This is a genomic window from Peribacillus sp. NPDC060253 (assembly GCF_042727425.1).
Lineage (GTDB): Bacteria > Bacillota > Bacilli > Bacillales > DSM-1321 > Peribacillus.
The window spans coordinates 21,397-38,448 of the sequence record NZ_JBHXAS010000042.1 but is presented as its reverse complement, the minus strand read 5'-3'; the positions used below and the strand labels follow the sequence as shown (position 1 = coordinate 38,448).

Sequence of the window (17,052 nt, the reverse complement as noted above, 5' to 3'; positions counted from 1 at the left end):
ATACTAAAATAAACTGAATACAATAAAAAAATAAAAAATTACGTATATTCATATACAAACACAAGGAATTCCCCCGTCTAGTTCAGCAATGGTATCCTATCGGATAATTAAATTCCCATTAAAATACCAAAGTTTTAAATAGATGGAAGTGTCGGAGACCCCTATAATTTTAGCTTTGAACATTCAATTATTTAAAAAAGCTCCATTTAGCTTCTATTGCGCGTTCAATTAGTATAACACTATTGGATATAGTATAACCTTTTTATCTAATATTGTACACAAATAAAAAACTCAAACAATCATCGAGATTTGTTTGAGTTAGTATGTTTTATCTATTATTTTTTTAATGATGCTTCATGCAAAACTGACAATTCCTGTTCGAGAGTTTCCAAAAGGGATTTACCCTCGGTTTCCTCTACCAAACCTAAACGTACGGCAAAATCAATTTCTCGTGATAGGCCGAACATTTGCGTATCAAGTACCTCTTCGTATAAAGGACATTGAGGCATAGTGAGATTCTCCATTTGAACTTTTATCAGTTTTAGAATCTTGTCAGCATCTGCTTTTAATAAAGCATAAGCTTTTTCTCGATGATTGACAAGCATATCAGATGCCATGTTAAATCCCCCCGCTCAGAGCGATTAAATCTTATCTTTAAATTCTACCTTTAGTTTTGTGAAAAAGCAAGGACATTGACAAACAATTTCCCATTGAGGTAGCACAATCACCTTACCGCTAGATTAGCCCGCCATGGAAATTTATTCACCCGTCGTGATGATGTGACAATTCAATTAATATTGATTATAATTATTACAGAGCAACAGAAAGGAATGAGATATTTGGAACCGATCGTGTTTATTAATGGAAAAGTGAAATATCCAATTACACTAGATCCTGGAGTCTGGATTTTTGATGACCGTAAAGTTGAAATTGATACATATTTCCATGCAGAAAAAGTCCAGGTCAATGAATTGGAGGAGTATACGATTGCCGCCTCCAAACATTGGCAAAAGGAAATACAAGAGGGCGCAATCATGCCCCCTACAATAAAAACGGAGCGAAAGTTCGAGAAGCAAAGATTAATGGAAGGGACTTTTGGCATCCCTTTTGAACCTTTTTTAAAAAATGCAGAACCTGAAAATGGGGTAACGGAAGTCATTGTTACAACCGATGATAAAGAGATTACATTTTCATTGGAAGTGGCACTTAAATTCTTCCTTGGATTTTCCAAAGATGGAAAACCACTTAAAATAGACGAAGGTGGGCCTATGGAAATTTATTTCGGAGATGCTTCCAACATCAATGATCCAATTAAAAATGTAAGGTCTTTCACTGTTAAATAAGAATGAACCCATGATGATCATAAAGCACTAATGCAAGCGGCAAGGGGGTTCCCCTTGCCGCTTGCCTTATAAAAGCGTAGCGGCGAGTTGCGCTAATCCCGACCTTTCCCCTTTTATCAATTTAACATGGCCGGCAATACGCTCGGTCTTGAATTTTTCCACCACATATGTCAAGCCATTATTGTATTCATCCAAATAAGGATGATCTATTTGCTCCGGATCTCCCATTAATACAATTTTGCTTCGCTCCCCGACTCTCGTCAAGATGGTCTTTACCTCATGTTTTGTTAAATTCTGCGCTTCATCGATGATGATGAACTGATCCGGGATGCTCCTTCCCCTGATATAGGTCAGGGCTTCCACTTCAATTGAACTCATGCCTGCTAAAATCGCGTCCAATTCCCCCGGTTTTTTCGTATTGAACAAATATTGCAGATTATCAAAAATGGGCTGCATCCAAGGTCTTAATTTTTCTTCTTTTTCCCCTGGCAGGTAACCAATATCTTTACCGACCGGCACAATGGGCCTTGCAACCAGAAGTTTCTTATATTGAGACAAATCCTCTGTTTGCATTAATCCTGTAGCCAATGCCAATAATGTCTTACCTGTACCTGCCTTCCCAATAAGCGTCACAAGCTGAATATCCGAACGGAGCAACAAATCAAGGGCCATCGTCTGCTGGACGTTTCTAGGCTTGATCCCCCAAATATGTTCCCCTTCATACAACAATTTCTTAACGAACCTGCAATTCTCATCCACTATCCCAATCGCAGAAGCAGAACTGCCAAGCGTGTCCTTCATCAACAGGAACTGATTTGGATAATAAGAATCTTTTGTCAGTTCTTCAAGTGCCAGAAAACTTTTTTCGTAAAACTTATTCAAATTATCAATCGAAACAAATACCTCTTTATGTCCACCGTATATATGATCCATTTCGACGACACGATCATTTAAAAAGTCCTCTGCCTCAAGACCGATTGCGTCAGCTTTCACTCTGACAAGAGTGTCTTTGCTAACCAAAATGACCGTCTTTCCATCTTCCTTAGTCTCTTCTTCCAAAGATAGATTTTTCGCAACTGCCAATATCCGGTTATCATTCGTTTTCTCCACAAAAATTTCCTGAAGCTTATGAAATGACCGGTGATTGAGTTCGATTCTTATACTGCCACCATTATGAAGCGGAATGCTTTGATGAAGTTTCCCTTTTTCACGAAAGCCATCGATCAATTTTGATACTTGTCGGGCGTTTCTTCCGATTTCATCCATATATCTTTTTTTTGAATCCAATTCTTCTAGTACAACTGCCGGAATGACCACTTCATTATCTTCGAATGAATAAATTGAATACGGATCCTGCAAAAGGACATTCGTATCTAAAACATATATTTTTTTCCCCAATATGACGCCTCCTGCCTGCTCTTTAGGATATGCCTTACCATTTACTACACTCAGCAGTTATGTAGCGGACGAGACTGTTGATAAAATATATGTTCCTTTGAATAAAGATAGAAGAACATTTACAGACTATAAAGAAAACTTCCAGAAAAGAAATCTATATTTAACATGAATCACACCATGTTTAACGGCATTTCAGACTTATATGCATCAGACTTAGTTGGTGTGGACAGGCTGTAACTAATGAGACATTAAGGAGGTTGTACATTGCAAAAAATTATATTGTCACTAACTGCTATTCTGTTGATGACAGGTTGCTCAATGAATAATAAAAATGAAGTGGCTGAAGATAATGCTAAAAACAATATAACGAAAGTCAATAACTCGACCATTAAGGAAGCCGACAGAAATACAGGGCAGCAGACAGCAACAAGACTTACTGGACTAGCCAAATCCATTCCCGAGGTGAACGATGCCACCGCAGTTGTACTAGGCAAATACGCCATAGTCGGAATAGATATTGACCAAGATATTGAGCGTTCACAGGTGGGAACGATTAAATACTCCGTTGGAGAAGCTTTAAAACACGATCCCAACGGTGCAAATGCCATGATTGTCGCTGATCCGGATTTAAATGAACGGATCAGGGAGGTCGCCAAGGATATTAAAGACGGTAAACCGGTAAGAGGGATACTAAATGAACTGGCTGACATCACAAGTCGGGTCATTCCTGAGGTTCCAGGTGATATTTTGACCCCGACGCCATCAAAAGCAATTGATGATGAAAAGAATAAACTCGATGATAATAAGGAAAGAAACCTGCTTGATAAAGAGCAAAATGATCAATCCAATCACCATAAAGAATGAATGTTCCTAACCCGAAGTGAATCTTCGGGTTTTTTCCATATCCGCCATAAACCGAATAACGTTAATCGAGCAAATGTAGTTTTCACTTTATCCTCGTTTTACCATAAAAATATTGGTATACTTAAAAGCATATTCAAATTGAAGTGAGGTTCAAATAATATGAAGGTTAAATGTGTAATATGCGATCAAATTGAATCCATCCCTGACGATAGCCCAGAGGCGAAGAAACTTCGTAACCGTCCTATACATACCTATATGTGCAATACGTGCAATCAACGCATAGAAGATCGTACGAATGAACGGATTGCAACTGGAAACTTCCGTCTCTACCGCACAATCAAAAATGAAGATGAATGGTAAAACATTTTATAAAGCTTGCCTAATTGGTCTCATCAATGGAATCATGCTTGGATTGATAATGAAGTGGGTAGAAATGTTTTCTGGAAAACAAGTGTATACGCTTTTATTGAATGTCGATTTCCTTCCAGTATTCGGGTCTGTTTCTTGGAGTGAGGCGACCTTGTTCTTTTTCCATCTTCTCTTCTCACTGGCCATTACTTTTATTTACGTATTTTTCCTAATTCCTCGGGAAATTTTCAGGGGATGGAACAAATACGCACTTGCTGTTTTCACGATTATTCCTGCCATCATGCTTTACTTTCCATTATCCGCGCTGTCAAAGTCAGAAGTTGTCCTTCCTTCTGATTTGACAGCTTTCTTATTATGGTCAATCTTACACGTTATTTACGCACTCTTCCTCCCTAAGGCAATATAAAAAGAACCGTGCGATTTCGCACGGTTCTTTTTATCATTACTCGACATTTTTATACTTATCTGGCTCTAGCTCAATTTGATCTAACATGATATCAATCAATTCAATCGGAAAACGCTGCTTTTTCATTTCATCTCCCAATAGATACTCAACGAAATAAAAAGGTTCTGTTTTTGAAATCGAATCAATGGTTACTTGATGATCGTCTTTCAACATCTGCATGAAAAACTCTTCTGTATCACGCGCAGCTGTATCATCAGGTCTTGCATCACAGACAACTTTGATCGTCAACCAATTGTATAAAGCATCCTGTAATGATTTCATCATCTTAAGCCTGTTCTTCTTTTCTCGAATTATGAAGACGGAATCTATAGATCCCAAGAACAAGTGAAGCGATGACTAATGCTTCCCCCATAGGAAGAAACACCGCAAAGAAAGAAAGAAGGGTACATCCAAGTGCCATTACCGCATAAATGACCACATTTTTTAGCAAAGGTAACTTTTTGGCAAAACCTAACTGATAGACAAGGATGCATAATCCAAAGATCGTCAAATACAAATACCACATTCCCGCTTCAGGATTTTCATCCACTTTGTACAATGCTGCAAAAAATGATAATCGCTCTTGGATATCCACTCTTTTCTCCTCCTCTTGCTACTTATTTTTCTTCAACAGCCACTTTTTTTCTTTTAGCTGCTCTTTCACGCTCGTTTTTATCAAGAATTTTTTTACGAAGACGGATGGAATCCGGAGTCACTTCACAGTACTCATCATCGTTCAAATATTCTAGCGCTTCTTCAAGGGACATGATTCTTGGTTTTTTCATGGAAGAAGTTTGGTCTTTATTTGCTGAACGCATATTTGTCATTTGTTTTGCTTTAACGATATTAACAGTCAAATCGCTATCACGGTTATGTTCCCCGACGATCATGCCTTCATAAATATCAATACCTGGCTCAATGAAAATAACACCGCGGTCTTCTACTTGCATAATACCATATTGTGTAGTTTTTCCTGATTCCATGGATACAAGAACACCTTGACGTCTTCCACCGACTTGACCTTGGGCCATTGGTTGGTAGCTGTCAAATGAATGGTTCATGATACCATATCCACGTGTAATCGTTAAGAACTCAGTTGAATAGCCAATAAGTCCGCGAGCTGGGATCGTGAACAATAAACGAACTTGACCGCTTCCGCTATTGATCATATCCAACAATTCACCTTTACGCGCTCCCATTGATTCCATGATCGAACCAGTGTGCTCCTCAGGTACGTCGATTTGTACACGTTCAACCGGCTCACAACGGACACCGTCAATCAAACGAACGATAACTTCCGGTTTAGAAACTTGCAGTTCATAACCTTCACGTCTCATGTTTTCGATCAGGATGGAAAGGTGAAGCTCCCCACGACCTGAAACAATCCAGACATCCGGAGAATCAGTATTTTCGACTCTTAAGCTGACATCCGTTTGCAATTGGTTTTTCAAACGCTCTTCAATTTTACGAGCTGTGACGAATTTACCTTCACGGCCTGCGAATGGGCTGTTATTTACAAGGAAAGTCATTTGTAATGTCGGCTCATCGATACGTAGAATTGGAAGGGCATCAGGATTTTCAATCGGACAAACCGTTTCCCCTACGTTAATATCTTCCATACCAGAAACGGCAATTAAATCACCGGCAACAGCTTCTTGGATTTCAACTTTCTTAAGGCCAATATAACCAAAGATTTTCGTTACACGGAATTGCTTGACCGATCCATCAAGTTTCATTAATGAAACTTGTTGACCTACATGCATTTTACCGCGGAATACACGGCCAACACCAATACGTCCTACATAATCATTGTAGTCAAGTAAAGCCACTTGGAATTGAAGTGGTTCATCTGAGTTATCAATTGGAGCAGGGATCGTTTCGACGATTGTTTCGAATAGTGGGGTCATGTCTTTTTCTTGTTTAGCAGGATCTGAATCCAAGCTTGCAGTACCAGCAATACCTGAAGTGAAGACAACAGGGAAGTCCAACTGCTCTTCTTCAGCTCCTAGTTCGATGAATAAATCAATTACTTCGTCGACTACTTCATCAGGACGTGCAGAATCTTTATCGATTTTGTTCACGACAACGATTGGCGTGATCTTTTGCTCCAATGCTTTTTTCAACACGAAACGAGTTTGCGGCATACATCCTTCATATGCATCAACAACAAGAAGAACACCATCAACCATTTTCATGATCCGTTCCACTTCGCCACCAAAGTCGGCATGACCAGGTGTATCCAAAATGTTAATTCTTGTATCTTGATATTGAACTGCTGTATTTTTCGCAAGAATCGTAATTCCGCGTTCTTTTTCAATCGCATTAGAATCCATCGCACGTTCTTCCACATGTTCATTCTCACGGAAAGTACCAGATTGCTTAAGCAACTGATCCACTAACGTTGTTTTACCATGGTCAACGTGGGCAATGATGGCTATATTACGAATATTTTCTCTTAATTTCAAAAAATTCACTCCTAAAAAAGTTTGTGTATAACGTATCACTAGTATTAACTTACATATTATATCACAAACATACTAGAAACAAATACAGAAATTATGTACAATAGATATATTAGGGGTGATATTAATGAATATTAAATGGAATTTCTTAATATTAGCGATATTGGCAGCATGCAGTATTGGCTCCATTGGCATCTTCATTGCTGAAAAAAGCTTACTTGGAATATTAGCTGCAATCGTTGTACTTTGCGGAATTATGGGATTTGGTTTCACTCAAAAGAAGAAATTACGCGAAGCAGGAAAGCTTTAATATAAAAAACTCGCTGTCCGGCAGCGAGTTTTTTTGTTAATTATTTCAAAATGAGTATTTTATTCCACATTTACAAGAAATTGGTCTAGGTATGCTTATCTATTCTGTCCTTCTTGCCCCAAGAACGTAGGCAAGGGTATTAAGGTCCGGAAGTACCTGATAAGTATTTGTCGAACACTTCCTTGTGCAGCCCCGGTTTAGAAACGAAAAGGGAGTCACCTTCTAGAAAATCCAATTTGTTGCCTTTAATATTACTTACTTCCCCGCCCACTTCCTCAACAAGCAGAACTCCTCCGGCAAAGTCCCAAGGCTTGAGCCTCATGGTTATATACGCATCAATCCTGCCAGCTGCCACGAATGCGAGCTCCAATGCTGCCGAGCCATATGAACGTGTCCCTCGTGCATCACGGACAAGTGGTGCTAGCAGACTTGGGTCAATCCTTCGGTTTTCCGTTACCCAGCTTGCATTTATGGAAATGATGGATTTACTAACAGACGCCTCTTCAAGAGAAGGGAGCCTTTGATCATTCATGTAGGCCCCCTGCCCCTTAATCACATGATATAATTCATCACTAACAACATCATAGACCATGCCAATTTTCCCGACACCATCCTCATAAACACCAAGAGAAATGGCAAAATTCCGCTGTTGATGAATGAAGTTCAATGTTCCATCAATCGGATCGATGATCCATACCGTTCCTTTTAGCTCTTTAATATCATGGCCCATTCCCTCTTCCCCAAAAATCCGGTGTTCAGGAAAGACTTCGCCAATTTTATCGCAAAAAAACTTCTCTATTCCCTTATCCATATTTGTAACCAAATCATTAGGATTCGATTTCATTTCAATATTCAATATGGTTGTAAATGACGCCCTTAGCCTCGATCCCGCTTCTTTCATCCATAATTTTGCATATGTATCCATTTCCTTAACCGATGCCATTATATATCCCCGTCCTTTATGATCAGAAACTGCATAAAAAATGATCCTCTTATAAAGATTAAAGCAAATATAACTTGTCTTCAAGTTTTTAACATCTTAAATTTTCCATTTTTAAAAACCTATTGATTAATGAAGGTAATATTACCTAGCCATTTACCCCTTTAAGGGAAAGTCGACATACACACCTTTCAACCATTGCCACTTCTCGGACGTCCCCCTTCCTTATTATTAGGATGAAACACGATGATGTTTGATAATAAGACCATCTTATATATATTGGACATTTAATGAAAAACGGACACATTATTTTTTATAAAATAAGTGTCCGTTCATCTATAATGAAATTCTTTGTATTGAAATTGATTCATTTCTTTCAGTCATTCTCCTTCACGATCTCTGCAGCCAGACATTTTACAAGGCTTTCAGTTTCAATAATTCCAACCTAATGCGCTCAAGCCTTTGCTTGCATTGTGACCTCTTTTGGTCATTCTCTTCACCAATTGCTTCAAAAAGGGTTGCTAATTCATAGTCCATTTCCATTCTTAACACTGCAGCTCTATGTCTTTCAACTTCTTTAGCCTTTAATGCTTGGTTCATGACTTGTTTCATAATTAACATTCTCCCTTCATCAATTAACGTAATTTTCTGAATTTATTTATATTTTATCATATGTCTTCCTTACACAAATAGCAACTAATTTGTGTTGTAACCTATAAGGAATTTTGCTGCGCCAATCCAAATCGTATTTTTTAAATTTTATTTTTACTTATGCTACAATATGTGCAGATATTACGGTAGGAGAGATGATAATGAATATAGCAAGTTTTACAGCTGATGATTTTAACGTTTTTAAAATTGATGGATTGGAACCACGTATGGATGCTTTAAAAGAACGTATCCAACCTAAATTGCAAGCTCTCGGAGAGCACTTTTCACAACGGCTGTCGGTAATGACGGGGGATGAAATGTTCCCCCATGTTGCAAAGCATGCTCGAAGGACAGTGAATCCTCCTAAGGATACATGGGTCGCTTTCGCTGCAAACAGCCGAGGCTACAAAATGATGCCGCATTTTCAAATTGGGTTGTGGGAAACGCATATGTTCATTTGGTACGCTGTCATTTATGAGTCTCCTAATAAAATGGAAATCGGAAAGAGTCTGGAACAACAGGCGGACCGTTTAGTAAAAAGCATTCCCTCCCATTATGTTTGGTCAATGGATCATACAAAACCTGAAGTCATCCCTCATGAGTCTCTTGGTGTCGAGGATTTGAATGCAATGTTCCATCGTTTGCAAACTGTTAAGAAAGCAGAAATCCTTTGTGGTATACAAATTTCCCGTGATGATGCCATTCAGTTAAATGATGATGATTTCATTAAAACCATTCAAGATGCGTTTGAACATCTTTTACCCTTATATAAATTAACTTAAACACATTATCCATTCGCATTCGACAAGAATTACGGGACAAGAATTACGGGATGATGATTCATTTCATCCTTAAAACTGGTTAAGTAAAGGGGAGCCTCCATGGCTCCCCTTCAGACTGCATGCAAACTCGATAAAAATTGAGTTTGTCTGCAGTTTTTTTATAGATTTTACGATTTAAACTTTCCCTCCAGACACTCGCTTTCCACAGGCGGTCCGCCCTCGGCGCCTTTCCCGAAGGAGTTTCGTACCTTCCGTTCCGATCAACTTTGTTTTGAAGTTTAGATACTGTCTTGAATTCGATCGTTGATTTCCCCTCCAGGCACTCGCTTTCCGCGAGCGGTCCGGGAGCCTCCTTGGCGCTTTGCGGGTCTCCCTTGGAAGCATATTCCCGCAGGAGTCTCGCACCTTCCGTTCCAATCAACTTAGTTTTAACCGTCAGATAGAACTTCTCTACGTTCGGGAAAACTATGAGGAACGCATTAAGATACTGACTTGTATTGAACAGATTTTCTATCGCATATTAAAGACTGCTACGGAGAAAAAGCTAATAAGTTAAGACCACATTTTCGTTGAATCCTCACATATGAAATCTAATGCGGATAAGAGGAAATTTGAAAAGAAAATAGTTCAAAAAGAAATGCGATCCAATCAAGATCGTCTCCAAAGACCATTCCAAAACCTTTTTGTCTACAAACTGAAAGGGGAGCCTCCGTGGCTCCCCTTTTCTTATTTTCGCACTAAACCTTTACTAGCTTGGATCAATTCACTGATTTGATTTTCTTTCCCTGTTTCAAAGCATTCAATGATCTTGCTGCCGACTATGACACCATCACAGGATTGTATCGCATCACGGACATGGTCTGGCGTCGAAATGCCAAACCCAGCAAGAACGGGAACGGGACTTAGGTCTTTTACCTTCTTTAGATAGCCTCCGAGTTCTCCTCCAAACACGTCACGGGTACCAGTAATGCCTTTGACTGTAACTGCGTAGATAAAGCCCTCTGCCCCTGCTGTAATCTCTGTGATACGCTCTTGGGAAGACGTGAGTGTCACAAGTCGGATAAGCAAGATTCCAGCAGTTTTTATCGATGAAAAGATCGCTTCTTCTTCAATCGGTAAATCGGGGATGATGCACCCGGAAATTCCAGCTTGTAGACAATCTTCCGTAAACTCTTTAAGACCATAGGCCATGATAGAATTTGAATAACCCATCAAAATGATTGGAATGTTTACATCATTTTTGATTTCCATCACTTTTTTCAGGACATCCTTTAAAGTTGTACCATTCTTTAAAGAACGGATGCCAGCCTGTTGGATAACCGGTCCATCAGCAACAGGGTCAGAGAATGGTATACCTAGTTCAACAGCTGTTGCCCCGTTCTTTTCCAGGAAAAGAAGCTGGCTTTTTAACCTGTCAAGACCTCCATCACCTGCCATGATATAAGGAATGAATGCTTTTTCCTGATTAGTCTGACAGTCTTCAAGCGCTTTTGTTAATTTATTCATGCTCGCTACCCCCTATTAATGATTGGACCGTTTCTACATCCTTATCTCCCCGGCCAGATAGGCAAATCACCAACCCAGTTCCTTTTCCCATTTCTTTGGCAAGTTTTAAACCGTAGGAAATGGCATGTGAACTTTCCAATGCAGGGATGATCCCTTCCTCCCTTGAGAGCATCACTAAAGCTTCCAATGCTTCATCATCGGTAACTGAAGTATATTCCACCCGATTGGTATCTTTTAAGTAACTATGTTCAGGTCCGACCCCTGGATAGTCCAACCCAGCTGAAATTGAATGTGCTTCCTGGATCTGTCCATCTTCATTCTGCAATACATACATGAATGCCCCATGAAGCACCCCAGGTTTGCCCTTTGTCAAACTTGAAGCATGCAAATGTGTATCCAATCCATGACCTGCCGCTTCCACTCCATATAATTTAACCGTTTCATCCTCAATGAAGGGATAAAACATCCCCATTGCATTGCTTCCCCCTCCTATGCATGCGACTACTGCATCCGGAAGGGAATGGACCGCCTCGGTATACTGCCGCTTTGTTTCTTTGCCTATCACGCTTTGAAAATCCCGTACAATGACTGGGAATGGATGCGGCCCAAGAACGGATCCCATTATATAATGAGTGTCATCCACATTAGCTACCCAATATCGTAACGCCTCATTTACTGCATCCTTTAATGTCCCGCTTCCTTGTGATACTGATATGACCTTTGCTCCCAAAAGCTCCATCCGGAACACATTCAATTTCTGTCTCCTGATATCTTCCTCACCCATAAAAATGATGCATTCCAACTTCAGCAAAGCACACACTGTTGCGGTAGCTACTCCATGCTGTCCTGCACCCGTTTCGGCAATCACCTTTTTCTTGCCCATTTTCTGAGTCAGCAAAGCCTGACCGATCGTATTATTGATTTTGTGGGCTCCTGTATGATTCAAGTCCTCACGCTTCAGATAAATATCGGCACCACCAGCTAGTTTCGTTAGGTTCTCAGCAAAATAAAGAGGTGTCTCCCGACCAATATATTGTTTCAGGTAATAACTCAGCTGCTCTTGGAATTCCGGATCTTTTTTAGATTGATCATACACTTCTTCTAGCTCCGTAATCGCCGCCATTAAAGTTTCCGGAACAAAACGGCCTCCATATGCTCCAAAATGTCCAGTTTTGTCAGGCTGTGTATAAGTACTCATCAATTCATTCCTCTTTTCCGGCTGTATATTTCGCCTCATTAATAAATGCTTTTATTTTTACAGCATCTTTCAATCCGTTTGTTTCAACACCACTAGCTACGTCAACACCGAATGGTGAAACAGCACTAATCGCTTTTCCCACATTTTCCGGAGTCAGCCCTCCTGCAAGAATTACCTTCCCCCGGGGCAGATCCGCTTGGCGGATCATATCCCAATCCAAAGTCAGACCCTTGCCGGAAGAACCTTTAGGAAGATCTACTAAAAGCAAATCAGCTGGGTACTCATGAAGGTTTTCAAGATCTTTCTTTGACTGGATAGAAAAGGCCTTGATCACCGGGAGGGGCATTCTGCGAGCAAAGCTGGCAGACTCGTTACCATGCAGCTGAATATAATCCAATCCTGCAATTTCAGCACATCTTATTACTTCTTGCTCCGTTTGATTGGCAAACACTCCGACTTTTTTAACATGTCCAGGTAGATTCACTCCCACTTCTGCTACCAATTCAGGTTCGACTTTCCTGGTGCTCTCGGCAAAAATGAATCCAATGAAATCGGCCCCGGATTTAACAGCTTCTTGTGCTGCAGCCATTGTTTTTATTCCGCAAATTTTCACTAACATATTAATCTCCTTAAATACTCATTTGCAATTCGGCCATCGTATATGGAAGATTTGGTGAAGTCATCAATGTCTCTCCCACTAGAATTCCCTTAGCACCAGCTTCCTTCACACGAAAAACGTCTTCTTTTGTCTTGATTCCACTTTCACTGATAATGATGTGGCGTTTTGGATCAAGTAACTTCGCCAGTCGTTCCGTGACAGCCAAATCCACTTTGAATGTCTTTAAATTCCGATTGTTAATCCCTATGAGCTCTGCATTTAGTTCGAGTGCTTGTTCTAATTCTGCTTCATCATGGACTTCCGTTAAGACTTCAAGCCCTTTATTTTTTGCATATTCATATAATTCATGAAGACGTTTTTTAGAAAGTGCCGCGACAATTAATAGAATGATGGTTGCACCCGCTTGTGAGGCACGATCGATTTGGATTTCATCGATGATGAAATCTTTGCACAACCTTGGAATTTGTATGGCCTCACTTACGGATTTCAAATCGTCAATGGAGCCTTTAAAAAAAACCTCATCCGTCAAAACGGATATCGCTGACGCCCCGCCCTTTTCATATGAAAGAGCCTGCTCGATCGGATTGACATCCATTTTAATGTCCCCTTTCGAAGGGGAAGCCCGTTTTATTTCCGCGATGACCGCCATCGATTTCGCCGTTTTCAAACTTTCTATAAGAGATGGTCTGACTATGTCGATCATTATGGAATCATCTAATTTCAATTCCTTTAATTTTGCGACCTCGACCTTTTTCTGTTCGATGATTTTCGTTAAGATATTTTCCATTTACATGACCACCTTATTTCTTTTGCCATAAGCAATTAGATTTTCTAATTTTGTTAAAGCCAAACCACTATCCAGGCTTTCTTTGGCCATGGAGATTCCTTTTTTAATCGTGTCTGCCGTTCCATGTGCGTATAACCCCAACCCCGCATTCAATAAAACCGTATCACGATAGGCTCCTTTTTCCCCTTTTAGAAGGCGAAGCATAATATCGGCATTTTGTTTGGCGTCGCCGCCACGAATCGCATCATTTCCGTATATCGGCAGACCCACTTCTTCAGGATGCAGCGTAAACGGGATAATATCTCCTTGTTCCAATAACACAAGTGAATTCTCTCCCTGCAGGCTTGCTTCATCCATAAAACCGGCACCATTGATCACGACTGCACGTGCCCTGCCTAATTTATGTAGGACTTCTGCGAATAGCTCTAGCATATCGCGCCTATTAATTCCCATTAATTGCGTGTCGAGTTGGACGGGATTCGTCAAAGGACCTATTAGATTAAAAATGGTCGGAATCTTCAATTCTTTCCTCACTTTCATGATCCGTGCAATATTAGGATGGACGGATGGGGCAAATAAGAAAGTGATCCCATTTTCCTCCAACTGCTCTTTTAACACGTCAGGCTCCAAGTACAAATTAACGCCTAACTCTTCCAATACATCTGCACTGCCAGTTTTACTTGATATGCTTCGGTTTCCATGTTTGGCAACCTTGACACCTGCCCCAGCCAGCACGAAGGCTGATGCGGTACTTATATTAAAGCTTTGTGATCCATCTCCACCCGTTCCGCAATTATCCATTACATTAAGGGAGCTTGTTTTCACACTTCTTGCTTCTTTTCTCATGACTCGGACAAGGCTTGCTATTTCTCCTGCCGTTTCTCCTTTGGATTTTAGGGCAATGATGAAAGCTGCCATCTCGCTTTCAGTGATATCTTTAGAAAATAACGCTTGGGCTGCTCTGCTCATCTCATCTTCCGTCAATGTTTGACGCTCTGCTAACTTTGCTAAATACTCCTTCACCGCTAACTCCCCCAGTCGTGTTTTTTATTTATAAAATGGATTGTTTCTTCTCTGATTGAAAGGTTTCGGCAATCTTATAAAATTGATGTAATAATTCCTTGCCGATTTTAGTCCCGATTGATTCAGGGTGGAACTGTAAACCGTATAGCGGGAAATCTTGATGTTTCAGGGCCATGATTTCCCCATCATCCAGTGCTACTGCCGTCTCGGTTAGTTCATTTGGCAAACTACCCCTTTCGACTACAAGTGAATGGTAACGCATCACTGGGAATTGTAATTCCTGATTGGCAAATACCCCTTTTCCATCATGCTCGATAATCGATGTTTTCCCGTGCATGATCTGTTTTGCCCCAACCACGTTCGCTCCAAAAACTGCACCAATGGCCTGATGCCCCAGACATATCCCTAAAAGCGGAACCTTCTCATAAAAATTACCGATGATATCCATACTGATACCAGCATCTTCCGGACGGCCGGGACCCGGGGAAATGACGATAGCCATTGGATTCATTTCCTTGATTTCAGCAATGGTGATTTCATCATTTCTTTTTACGATGATATCTTTTTCCACTTCCCCTAAATATTGATAAAGGTTGAAAGTGAACGAGTCATAGTTATCAATTAATAAAATCATTTTGTGTGAACCTCCATTAGAGCGCGTGCTTTATTTTGTGTTTCCTCATACTCCGTTTTTGGATCTGAATCATATACAATTCCTGCCCCTGCCTGCACATAGGCCTTGCCATCTTTAATGATCATCGTCCGAATGGCTAAAGCCATATCCAGATCCCCTCCGAAACCTATGAATCCTATTGAGCCGGAATACATCCCTCGTTTGCAATTTTCAAGTTCATTGATGATTTGCATCGCCCTGATTTTAGGGGCTCCTGAAACGGTTCCAGCAGGAAGGCAGACAGTCAAAGCATCTAAACTCGTGAAACCTTCCCTAAGCTTTCCACTAACCTTCGAAGCAATATGCATGACATGCTGATATCTTTGAATTTCCATTTCCTCAGTAAGGTGGATAGAACCTATTTCGCAAACCCTCCCAAGATCATTTCTTCCCAAATCAACAAGCATCCTATGTTCAGCAAGTTCCTTTTCATCCATCAGTAAACTCTTTTCCAAGCCCTTATCTTCTTCGTCCGTTTTCCCCCTCGGCCGTGTACCTGCAATGGGATTAACATGAACCATTCCTGAAGAAACACTGATCAAACTTTCTGGAGACGAGCCTAAAATGGTATAGTCACCAAATTCAATATAAAACATATAAGGAGATGGGTTGGCTAACCTCAGACGACGGTAAGCATCGAAAGGCTCCCCATCGAAGTCCGCTTTAAATCTTTGTGATAAAACAACCTGGAACACTTCACCAGCAACAATCGCTGCTTTAACTTCAAGAACCAATTTCTCGAATTCTTCTTGACTGAAATTCGACTTGAATTCCAAATATTCCGACGATATTTCCTTCGAAGGTTTACTTGGCTGGTTGATTTTTTCCTTCATCCCCAATAAGCTTTTTTCACTATCTTCTTCCGCAGTCAAAAGATGAATCTTCTGCAGCACATGATCGAATATATACAGTTCCTTAAAAAAAAGAAAATGAGCATCAGGCATTTGTAGTGAATCTGAGGGCACAGAACCAATATTTTCATATAGGCGAATGATATCGTAGCCCATATATCCGATTGCTCCCCCATTAAATGGCGGAAGATGTACGGGGGCATCTCCTATCTCCACTAACAATTCATTTTTTAGAAACTCAATGATGTTGATGTTCTTTACGATTTGGTCACCTGTTTTTGGATCTTTTACATATACTTGTTCAGCAAATGATGTTACCTCCAGATATGGGTTTGAACCTAGATAAGAGTAGCGACCATTGTCATGATGCGAATTTGAACTTTCCAATAAAAATTTCTGTTCATCATCTAATTTCTGAAATATGGCGATTGGTGTGTGAATATCTCCTTCAATGGTTTCCATTTTGAAGCGGAGTATTTTTTTTTCATCCAAATTGTTCATCAAAATTACCTCCTGATACTTATTATGGTCATGTAAACTGCCGGTAGCCGTACCCTAATAGCATCCATTAATTTGTTAATACTGCGTTTTCACTAAAAGGTATTGAAAATCCATAAAAAAATCCCCTGCAAACACAAATATGTGTCTGCAGAGGACGGAATACCGCGGTGCCACCTCAAGTTGGAAAAACGTATCATTTTTCCCTCTTAAGCAAGAAATCAAAATTTCTTACCAAAACCCTTTAACGGAGGCTACCGAGTTTCCCTACTTATTTCAAGAAACCACTCATAAGTCCATTCATCTTCTTATATCGTACCGGTTTCCACCAAT

General features: G+C 40.2%; 20 protein-coding genes and 1 other annotated feature (1 of these 21 only partly in view). Of the genes, 6 read left to right on the top strand and 14 right to left on the bottom strand.

The features are described 5' to 3' along the window. Window positions 1-335 precede the first annotated feature (335 nt). The gene (locus ACFWE9_RS13090; protein ID WP_034313996.1) at window positions 336-617 is read right to left on the bottom strand and encodes an Fpa/YlaN family protein; all 282 of its coding nucleotides are present in this window, start codon (window positions 615-617) and stop codon (window positions 336-338) included. Window positions 618-839: 222 nt separating this feature from the next. Here ACFWE9_RS13090 and ACFWE9_RS13085 point away from each other — a divergent pair, with 222 nt between their 5' ends. Continuing rightward, the gene (locus tag ACFWE9_RS13085) at window positions 840-1,343 is read left to right on the top strand and encodes a peptidyl-prolyl cis-trans isomerase (RefSeq protein WP_230157480.1); all 504 of its coding nucleotides are present in this window, start codon (window positions 840-842) and stop codon (window positions 1,341-1,343) included. Between the two features lie 66 nt (window positions 1,344-1,409). On the opposite strand, the gene ACFWE9_RS13080 is transcribed toward ACFWE9_RS13085, so the two are convergent. Then, the gene (locus ACFWE9_RS13080; protein WP_230157482.1) at window positions 1,410-2,741 is read right to left on the bottom strand and encodes a PhoH family protein; all 1,332 of its coding nucleotides are present in this window, start codon (window positions 2,739-2,741) and stop codon (window positions 1,410-1,412) included. Window positions 2,742-3,005: 264 nt separating this feature from the next. Between ACFWE9_RS13080 and ACFWE9_RS13075 the strand changes: the two genes are divergently transcribed. From ACFWE9_RS13075 to ACFWE9_RS13065, 3 genes are all read left to right on the top strand, one after another. Beyond that, window positions 3,006-3,605: a YhcN/YlaJ family sporulation lipoprotein gene (locus ACFWE9_RS13075; protein ID WP_230157484.1), complete on the top strand. Its 600-nt coding sequence runs from the start codon at window positions 3,006-3,008 to the stop codon at window positions 3,603-3,605. A gap of 159 nt (window positions 3,606-3,764) precedes the next feature. Continuing rightward, window positions 3,765-3,965, top strand: coding sequence for a YlaI family protein (locus ACFWE9_RS13070; RefSeq protein WP_230157486.1), 201 nt, complete (start codon window positions 3,765-3,767; stop codon window positions 3,963-3,965). After that, entirely contained in the window at window positions 3,901-4,380 is a 480-nt protein-coding gene (locus ACFWE9_RS13065; RefSeq protein WP_377357100.1) for a hypothetical protein, read from the top strand. Before ACFWE9_RS13070 ends, ACFWE9_RS13065 begins: the two co-directional genes overlap by 65 nt. Window positions 4,381-4,416: 36 nt before the next feature. Here ACFWE9_RS13065 and ACFWE9_RS13060 read toward each other — a convergent pair whose 3' ends face one another. Genes ACFWE9_RS13060 through typA form a run of 3 tightly spaced genes read right to left on the bottom strand, consistent with a single transcriptional unit; the run spans window position 4,417 to window position 6,884 of the window. Next, on the bottom strand, window positions 4,417-4,701 hold the full coding sequence (locus ACFWE9_RS13060) for a hypothetical protein (protein ID WP_230157865.1): 285 nt from the start codon (window positions 4,699-4,701) through the stop codon (window positions 4,417-4,419). Between the two features lie 4 nt (window positions 4,702-4,705). Continuing rightward, window positions 4,706-5,014, bottom strand: coding sequence for a YlaH-like family protein (locus ACFWE9_RS13055; protein WP_377357098.1), 309 nt, complete (start codon window positions 5,012-5,014; stop codon window positions 4,706-4,708). Between the two features lie 22 nt (window positions 5,015-5,036). Continuing rightward, window positions 5,037-6,884 (bottom strand): translational GTPase TypA, encoded by a 1,848-nt coding sequence (gene typA, locus ACFWE9_RS13050; protein WP_230157492.1) that lies wholly within the window; start codon window positions 6,882-6,884, stop codon window positions 5,037-5,039. A 124-nt stretch (window positions 6,885-7,008) separates the two neighbouring features. Between typA and ACFWE9_RS13045 the strand changes: the two genes are divergently transcribed. After that, window positions 7,009-7,191, top strand: a complete 183-nt coding sequence (locus ACFWE9_RS13045) for a YlaF family protein (RefSeq protein ID WP_230157494.1) — start codon at window positions 7,009-7,011, stop codon at window positions 7,189-7,191. A 139-nt stretch (window positions 7,192-7,330) separates the two neighbouring features. On the opposite strand, the gene ACFWE9_RS13040 is transcribed toward ACFWE9_RS13045, so the two are convergent. Both ACFWE9_RS13040 and ACFWE9_RS13035 read right to left on the bottom strand, forming a co-directional pair. Beyond that, window positions 7,331-8,134, bottom strand: a complete 804-nt coding sequence (locus ACFWE9_RS13040; protein WP_230157495.1) for an inositol monophosphatase family protein — start codon at window positions 8,132-8,134, stop codon at window positions 7,331-7,333. A gap of 411 nt (window positions 8,135-8,545) precedes the next feature. After that, a complete protein-coding gene (locus ACFWE9_RS13035) occupies window positions 8,546-8,743 on the bottom strand; it encodes a hypothetical protein (RefSeq protein WP_034314018.1) in 198 nt (65 codons plus the stop codon). Between the two features lie 200 nt (window positions 8,744-8,943). Here ACFWE9_RS13035 and ACFWE9_RS13030 point away from each other — a divergent pair, with 200 nt between their 5' ends. Beyond that, window positions 8,944-9,564 carry a YktB family protein gene (locus ACFWE9_RS13030; RefSeq protein ID WP_377357095.1) on the top strand — a complete coding sequence of 207 codons (621 nt, stop codon included), beginning with the start codon at window positions 8,944-8,946 and terminating at the stop codon, window positions 9,562-9,564. Window positions 9,565-10,290: 726 nt separating this feature from the next. Here the strand turns inward: ACFWE9_RS13030 and trpA are convergent. Genes trpA through trpE form a run of 7 tightly spaced genes read right to left on the bottom strand, consistent with a single transcriptional unit; the run spans window position 10,291 to window position 16,722 of the window. Further along, complete coding sequence (gene trpA, locus ACFWE9_RS13025) at window positions 10,291-11,070, bottom strand: tryptophan synthase subunit alpha (RefSeq protein ID WP_377357093.1); 780 nt, start codon at window positions 11,068-11,070, stop codon at window positions 10,291-10,293. Then, window positions 11,063-12,268: a tryptophan synthase subunit beta gene (trpB, locus tag ACFWE9_RS13020; protein WP_230157498.1), complete on the bottom strand. Its 1,206-nt coding sequence runs from the start codon at window positions 12,266-12,268 to the stop codon at window positions 11,063-11,065. Before trpB ends, trpA begins: the two co-directional genes overlap by 8 nt. 4 nt (window positions 12,269-12,272) lie before the next feature. Beyond that, window positions 12,273-12,887 carry a phosphoribosylanthranilate isomerase gene (locus tag ACFWE9_RS13015; protein ID WP_377357091.1) on the bottom strand — a complete coding sequence of 205 codons (615 nt, stop codon included), beginning with the start codon at window positions 12,885-12,887 and terminating at the stop codon, window positions 12,273-12,275. Between the two features lie 10 nt (window positions 12,888-12,897). After that, window positions 12,898-13,674, bottom strand: coding sequence for an indole-3-glycerol phosphate synthase TrpC (trpC, locus tag ACFWE9_RS13010; RefSeq protein WP_377357089.1), 777 nt, complete (start codon window positions 13,672-13,674; stop codon window positions 12,898-12,900). Then, window positions 13,675-14,697, bottom strand: coding sequence for an anthranilate phosphoribosyltransferase (gene trpD, locus ACFWE9_RS13005; protein ID WP_230157501.1), 1,023 nt, complete (start codon window positions 14,695-14,697; stop codon window positions 13,675-13,677). Window positions 14,698-14,725: 28 nt separating this feature from the next. Then, window positions 14,726-15,331, bottom strand: coding sequence for an anthranilate synthase component II (locus tag ACFWE9_RS13000; RefSeq protein WP_230157503.1), 606 nt, complete (start codon window positions 15,329-15,331; stop codon window positions 14,726-14,728). After that, window positions 15,328-16,722 carry an anthranilate synthase component I gene (gene trpE, locus ACFWE9_RS12995; protein WP_230157504.1) on the bottom strand — a complete coding sequence of 465 codons (1,395 nt, stop codon included), beginning with the start codon at window positions 16,720-16,722 and terminating at the stop codon, window positions 15,328-15,330. Before trpE ends, ACFWE9_RS13000 begins: the two co-directional genes overlap by 4 nt. 147 nt (window positions 16,723-16,869) lie before the next feature. Further along, window positions 16,870-17,052 (bottom strand) — a binding site (T-box leader) (it continues 55 nt past the right edge of the window).